General features: G+C 60.4%; 8 protein-coding genes and 1 tRNA gene. 6 read left to right on the top strand and 3 right to left on the bottom strand.

Annotation, left to right across the window (positions count from 1 at the left end):
• Window positions 1–212 precede the first annotated feature (212 nt).
• Window positions 213–872, bottom strand: a complete 660-nt coding sequence (gene cmk, locus VL202_RS09940; protein ID WP_414692832.1) for a (d)CMP kinase — start codon at window positions 870–872, stop codon at window positions 213–215.
• Window positions 873–1,165: 293 nt separating this feature from the next.
• On the opposite strand from cmk, the gene VL202_RS09935 reads away from it, so the two are divergent.
• The 4 genes from VL202_RS09935 to VL202_RS09920 all read left to right on the top strand — a co-directional run bounded on the left by VL202_RS09935 (window position 1,166) and on the right by VL202_RS09920 (window position 3,172).
• A complete protein-coding gene (locus VL202_RS09935; protein WP_325463954.1) occupies window positions 1,166–1,555 on the top strand; it encodes a TIGR02300 family protein in 390 nt (129 codons plus the stop codon).
• Window positions 1,556–1,756: 201 nt separating this feature from the next.
• Window positions 1,757–1,832 (top strand) — tRNA-Ala (locus VL202_RS09930).
• A 108-nt stretch (window positions 1,833–1,940) separates the two neighbouring features.
• Entirely contained in the window at window positions 1,941–2,177 is a 237-nt protein-coding gene (locus VL202_RS09925) for a helix-turn-helix domain-containing protein (protein WP_325463953.1), read from the top strand.
• A gap of 215 nt (window positions 2,178–2,392) precedes the next feature.
• Window positions 2,393–3,172, top strand: coding sequence for an SDR family oxidoreductase (locus VL202_RS09920; RefSeq protein ID WP_325463952.1), 780 nt, complete (start codon window positions 2,393–2,395; stop codon window positions 3,170–3,172).
• Window positions 3,173–3,214: 42 nt separating this feature from the next.
• Here the strand turns inward: VL202_RS09920 and VL202_RS09915 are convergent, their stop codons facing one another.
• Window positions 3,215–3,466, bottom strand: a complete 252-nt coding sequence (locus VL202_RS09915) for a DUF6894 family protein (RefSeq protein ID WP_325463951.1) — start codon at window positions 3,464–3,466, stop codon at window positions 3,215–3,217.
• Between the two features lie 155 nt (window positions 3,467–3,621).
• Here VL202_RS09915 and VL202_RS09910 point away from each other — a divergent pair, with 155 nt between their 5' ends.
• Entirely contained in the window at window positions 3,622–4,341 is a 720-nt protein-coding gene (locus tag VL202_RS09910) for a Crp/Fnr family transcriptional regulator (RefSeq protein ID WP_325463950.1), read from the top strand.
• A 59-nt stretch (window positions 4,342–4,400) separates the two neighbouring features.
• On the opposite strand, the gene VL202_RS09905 is transcribed toward VL202_RS09910, so the two are convergent.
• Window positions 4,401–4,763 carry a DUF1349 domain-containing protein gene (locus VL202_RS09905; protein ID WP_414692831.1) on the bottom strand — a complete coding sequence of 121 codons (363 nt, stop codon included), beginning with the start codon at window positions 4,761–4,763 and terminating at the stop codon, window positions 4,401–4,403.
• A gap of 100 nt (window positions 4,764–4,863) precedes the next feature.
• Between VL202_RS09905 and VL202_RS09900 the strand changes: the two genes are divergently transcribed.
• Window positions 4,864–5,784: UDP-glucose/GDP-mannose dehydrogenase family protein (locus tag VL202_RS09900; RefSeq protein ID WP_325463949.1), on the top strand; the 921-nt coding region annotated here is incomplete at its 3' end.

Raw genomic sequence — 5,784 nt, 5'->3', positions numbered from 1 at the left:
ACCCTTGGTGACGTAGCCTTCGGCAAGATCCTGCGTGGCAAAGGATTCCTGCAGCAGCGCGGCAAAATCGTCGCGGGTGGGGTTAGCTTCAGACATGAATACTCCTGATGCGTCCCTCATGGGGACACGGCGCCGGGGGTTAGCGTTGACACGTCCGAAAACCATCCGCTCTCTCTGCGAGAGCAAATCCGGCGCGGGGATGGTTGCTCGGACTATTTGTTCAGGGCAGCGTCGATGATGCTCTTCGCCGCCTGGAAAGCGGCCTCTATACTCATTTCGGACGTATCTAGCAAGTGCGCATCCGCAGCCGGCCGCAGCGGGCTATCGGCCCGGCCCATGTCGCGCTCGTCGCGCCTGGCGATGTCGGCCAGAATCTCCAGAAAATCGGCGGGAACGCCATTGCCGACGATCTCGTCGAAGCGGCGGCGCGCCCGGACCTCGGCCGAAGCTGTCACATAGAGCTTTACCGGCGCATCCGGGCAAACGACCGTGCCGATATCGCGCCCGTCGAGCACGGTTCCGGGCTCGCGCACGGAAAAGGCGCGCTGCGCCTCGACCAGTGCCTGGCGCACCAGCGGCATGACCGCGATCTTCGAGGCCGCCTCACCGATCGCATGGGCCGAGAGAACCGAACGATCGAGCCCGGCAAGCTCGACATCCCGTGCCATCTGCTCGGCCAACGCCTCGTCATCGAGCGGCAGGCCGGCATCGAGGAGCGCTTTGGCGGTGGCGCGGTAGGTCAGCCCTGTATCGAGATGATGAAAGCCATAGACGTCGGCGATCCGACGCGAAAGGGTCCCCTTGCCGGCAGCGGCCGGTCCGTCGATGGCGATGGTGAAAGTCATGGAACTACCTGAAATGGATATGATCATCGTGACGGGCGGCCCGACAGCCCTGAAATCTCACACTATCACGCGTGACGGCAAGCCTTTTCGCGAGATTATAAGAACTGATCTCAACGCCTCTTATCAAGGATGGTGCTGCTCCATGGCTTGCCGGAGCCGCCGGCTGCCTCGCTCGCAAACAAAGCCCGCCCGGTACCTGCAGAAGTTAATCTTTGACAGAACAGGCCAAGACCATTATGGGGACCGGCTAATTCATTTCATGTGCAACGCCGGCTTTCCGGCTAAAGCCGGTGACCCCGGCCATTCAAGAGGCTTTGACTGTGGCAAAAGCGGAACTTGGAACAAAGCGCATCGATCCGGAGACAGGCCGTAAGTTCTACGACCTGAACAAGGATCCGATCGTTTCTCCCTACACCGGCAAATCCTATCCGTTGTCCTTCTTCGAAGAGACATCGGTCGCCAAGGTGATGGAGAAGGCTGCCGAGGAAGACGAAATCAAGGAAGTCGATGCCGAGAACACGGAAGTCGAACTGGTCTCGTTGGAGGATGCCGACAGCGAGGCCGCCGGCGGCGACGACATTCCGGACATGGGCGACGACGATGTCGAAATCGAAGGCGATGACGACGACACCTTCCTGGAAGCCGACGACGAAGACGAAGACGGCCTTTCCGACCTGATCGGCGTCTCCGACGACGACGACGAGGTCTAAACCTCTCATTTCTCTGCGAAATGCGTCCGCGCGGGGTTGTGACCGACACGCGGACGCCAGGGCACCGGGCTCATTTCAGAAAATCTCGGTCCTTTGTGTTTTTCGGCTTGCCATCTTCAAGAAGCGGAAGTATGAAGCCGCCACCCCACCGAACAATCGGTTCGACGGGGTTCCCGGAACCGGCATTGCCGGACCCATAATGGGGCTATAGCTCAGCTGGGAGAGCGCTTGCATGGCATGCAAGAGGTCAGCGGTTCGATCCCGCTTAGCTCCACCAAATCTTTCTCTGAAGATGTAGCATTACGAAACAACCGTTTTTCCTGATCCTGGTTTTTCGTGACGATAGTTGTGAAATAACCCGGCTTCCCATGATGCCCAATCCGGTGTGCGATTATCACATATTTGCTATAAAGCCGATGCGGAGTTCCGGCTTATCGAAACCCTCGTCTCTGCCAGAACGAAGGCAAAGCTTTCCCAAGCCGAGATTGCGAAGCGCATTGGCACGACACAATCAGCCATTGCCCGGCTTGAAGGAGGCGGTGTTTCCCCTTCCCTCTCCACGTTGCGCCGATATGCAGAGGCCACGGGTGCCAGGCTCGAAATCAACCTGATAACGCCTTGAACCAACCGGCCAGCGGCTGATAGTCGTTGACGATTGAACGGGATTTGCCCTTTTGCTGGGAGCATCCGAGGTTTGGCGCAATCCATGCTCGTAACAGAAAGAACTCCCGGCCGCGCTTTCGCTGGCCGGGCCGCGTGTCGCAGCCATCGGTTTCAAACGCCTACCGCTCGATCGTATATTACAACAGCCGTCAAACAGGTATGAATGGGAAGACCATGGATTTTGGCATCAAGGACAAGAGGGCGCTCGTGCTCGGGGGCAGCAAGGGGCTTGGGCGGGGGATTGCCGAAGCCCTCGCCGGTGAAGGTGTCGCGGTGGCGCTGACCGGTCGCGATGCGGGAAAGGCAGCGAGCGTGGCGGCGGAGATCGGCGAATCGGCACGCGGGTTCGGGCTCGATCTTTCCGATCCGGATGCGATCAATCCGTTCCTTGACCGGCTTGCGGCCGATTTCGATGCCATCGATATCCTCGTGCTGAATGGCGGCGGGCCGCCGCCGAGTGTCGCGGCCGAGATTGATCCGGCCTTCTGGCGCAGGCAGTTCGACACGATGGTGCTTTCGGGCATGCGAATCACCGACCGGCTGCTGCCATCCATGCGGCAGCGCGGCTGGGGCCGGATCATGGCGGTGGCTTCCACCAGCATTCGCGAGCCCATTCCGGGCCTCACCGCCTCCAATGCCCTGCGCAGCGCCGTTGCCGGCTGGATGAAGACACTTGCCGGCGAAGTGGCGGCGGACGGCGTCACCGTCAACATGCTGCTGCCTGGCCGGCTGGCGACGGACCGGACGTTGAGCTTCGATCGCATGGACGCCGAAGCGGAAGGGCTGAGCATCGAGACGGTGGCGGAGCGCAGCCAGTCGGACATTCCGCTCAAGCGCTACGGCACGCCGGCCGAATTCGGCGCAGCAGCGACGTTCCTGGCGAGCCGCCAGGCCGGCTATATCACCGGCGTGGCGCTGCCGATCGACGGCGGCCTGAGCAAATCGATGCTGTAGCGATCGCCATCCTTTTGGCCGCCCGCCACGAAGGACGGCGGCCTATCTTGGCGCAACGTCGTCAAGCCATAGATTGCTGAAGGTCAGTTCGGCGACCTGGACGGCCTTGCCATTGATGTCCCTGACGACAATGGCGGCGGTTCCGCGTGCCTGTTCGAGGGTTTCGTCCCGTGCTATTTCCAGAAGGATATGACCCACCTCCCGCACGATGTCGGCCCGCGCAGCAAGTTCCAGTCCTTCATTGTCGCGAACCGGCCCGTCTCCATTCTGCAAAGCGAAAAAATATCGGCTCATATGCGTTGATCCCGTTGAATGTTCAGGGGATTCGCCGCCTTGAAAATAGTGACTGAAAACAAGGAGATTCGTCACTCATGTGTCAATGTTAAATGAGCCCCGGCCATTTGTGGGATAGTTGGAAGCCAACTAAACTTCTGATGGCATGCTATACATTGATCGATTCCCTGCTCCTCAATCTCCAAAGTCATGATGTGGTGACGCCACACGAGGTGGCACTGCTCAGAGACCTGATCTGGCGCGACCGCCGATTCAAGGTAGACGAGGAGATCGTGGCCGAGGGATCGCGCCCGGGTTACAGCACCCTGTTGATCGACGGGTTCGCGGCGCGTTACAAATTCCTGGCGGATGGCACAAGGCAGATCACCGCCCTGCACATCGCCGGCGATTTCGTAGACCTGCATGCCTTTCTGCTGAAAACCATGGATCACGGCATTGTCGCCATGTCTTCCTGCCATGTTGCTTTCGTGGAGCACAGCGATCTCAAGGCGATCACCGAAACCCAGCCGCATCTCAGCCGTCTGTTCTGGCTGGACACGCTGGTAGACGGCGCCATTCATCGCGAGTGGATCGTCGCCATGGGCCGGCGGTCGAAGAAATCGCATCTCGCCCATCTCGTCTGCGAACTGTTCATGCGGCTGCAGGTCGTCGGCCGCACGACCGGCTACAATTTTCATTTCCCGCTGACACAGGTGGAGCTTGCCGATGTGCTCGGCATATCGCTGGTCCACCTCAACAAGACCTTGCAGATCCTGCGCAAGGCGGAACTCCTGACCTGGATCGGGCAGATGATCACCATCCTCGACTGGCCCCGCCTGCAGGAACTGGCGCAGTTCGACCCGACCTATCTCAGCCAGACCGTCGAGCCCCGCTAGAATCAATCGATAGTTGGCCCGGACCGGCCCGAACTGATTATCGATTGATCTGGACAGTCTCAGCCGGCATTGCATCTGGCGGCCAAAGGCGGCCTGTCTTGGCCTGTGTTTTTGAGGTCGAGACACAGCGTCTCATACCGCCCGATGATCGTCGTCGAGGCGGTGAAATCGCCCGACACCCTGCGCAGACAGGCGTGGCCGCTGTCGCGGATGAAGCCGTAAAAGGTCTTGCGCAAAAAATCCGTCCGGGCATCCGTCTTCAGCGTCAGCGACGCCGCGCCATTCGGACGGTTCGTTATGCCAGCGAAATGCTTCGTCGACGCGTGATCGCTTCCCGCCATCCGCTTCAAATCCGGCTGAACGGTGAGCCATGGCCGACCGGTGGCAAGCCCTCGATAGAGACGCACGTTGACATGCGCCATTGGCAAGGCGCGTCTGTTTGACTATGGATGCCGCCACGCGTGCCTGAGTACCACTTTCGAAACAGGATCGCGTGTCCGCGAAGCCATTCTGGAGTCTGCCATGAAAATCACGATGATCGGTGCCGGATATGTCGGGCTTGTTTCCGGTGTCTGCTTTGCCGATTTCGGCCACGAGGTCACGTGCCTTGACAAGGATGCGGCCAAGATCGAGGCGCTTCTGGCCGGACGCATCCCGATCTTCGAGCCGGGGCTGGAGCAACTGGTCGCCGACAATGTCAAGGACGGTCGCCTGAGCTTTACGACCGATCTCGCGACGAGCGTCGCGCAGAGCGACGTGATCTTCATTGCCGTGGGCACACCGTCGCGGCGCGGCGATGGCCACGCCGACCTCTCCTATGTCTACGATGCAGCCCGCGAGATTGCCGCCCATGTCACTGGTTTCACCGTCATCGTCACAAAGTCGACCGTGCCGGTCGGTACCGGCGACGAGGTCGAGCGGATCATGCGCGAGACCAATCCGGACGCCGATATCGCCGTCGTTTCCAACCCGGAATTTTTGCGCGAAGGCGCCGCCATCGACGACTTCAAGCGGCCCGACCGCATCGTCATCGGTCTCGACGACGAGCGCGCCCGCGCCGTGATGACCGAGGTCTATCGGCCGCTCTACCTCAACCAGTCGCCGTTGCTGTTTACCACCCGGCGCACGTCTGAACTGATCAAATACGCCGGCAATGCCTTCCTGGCGATGAAGATCACCTTCATCAACGAAATGGCGGATCTGTGCGAAAAGGTTGGCGCCGATGTGCAGGAAGTGGCGCGCGGCATCGGGCTCGACGGCCGCATCGGCGCGAAATTCCTGCATGCCGGGCCGGGCTATGGCGGCTCCTGTTTTCCCAAGGATACGCTGGCGCTGGTCAAGACCGGGCAGGATTATGGGAGCCCGCTGCGGCTGGTCGAGACGACGGTGGCGGTCAACGACCAGCGCAAGCGCGCCATGTCGCGCAAGGTGATCGCTGCCTGT

Origin of the sequence: Pararhizobium sp., from assembly GCF_035497515.1 — a bacterium.
GTDB lineage: Bacteria > Pseudomonadota > Alphaproteobacteria > Rhizobiales > Rhizobiaceae > Pararhizobium.
The sequence above is the reverse complement of the archived record's forward strand: the minus strand, read 5'-3'. Positions and strand labels throughout refer to the sequence as shown.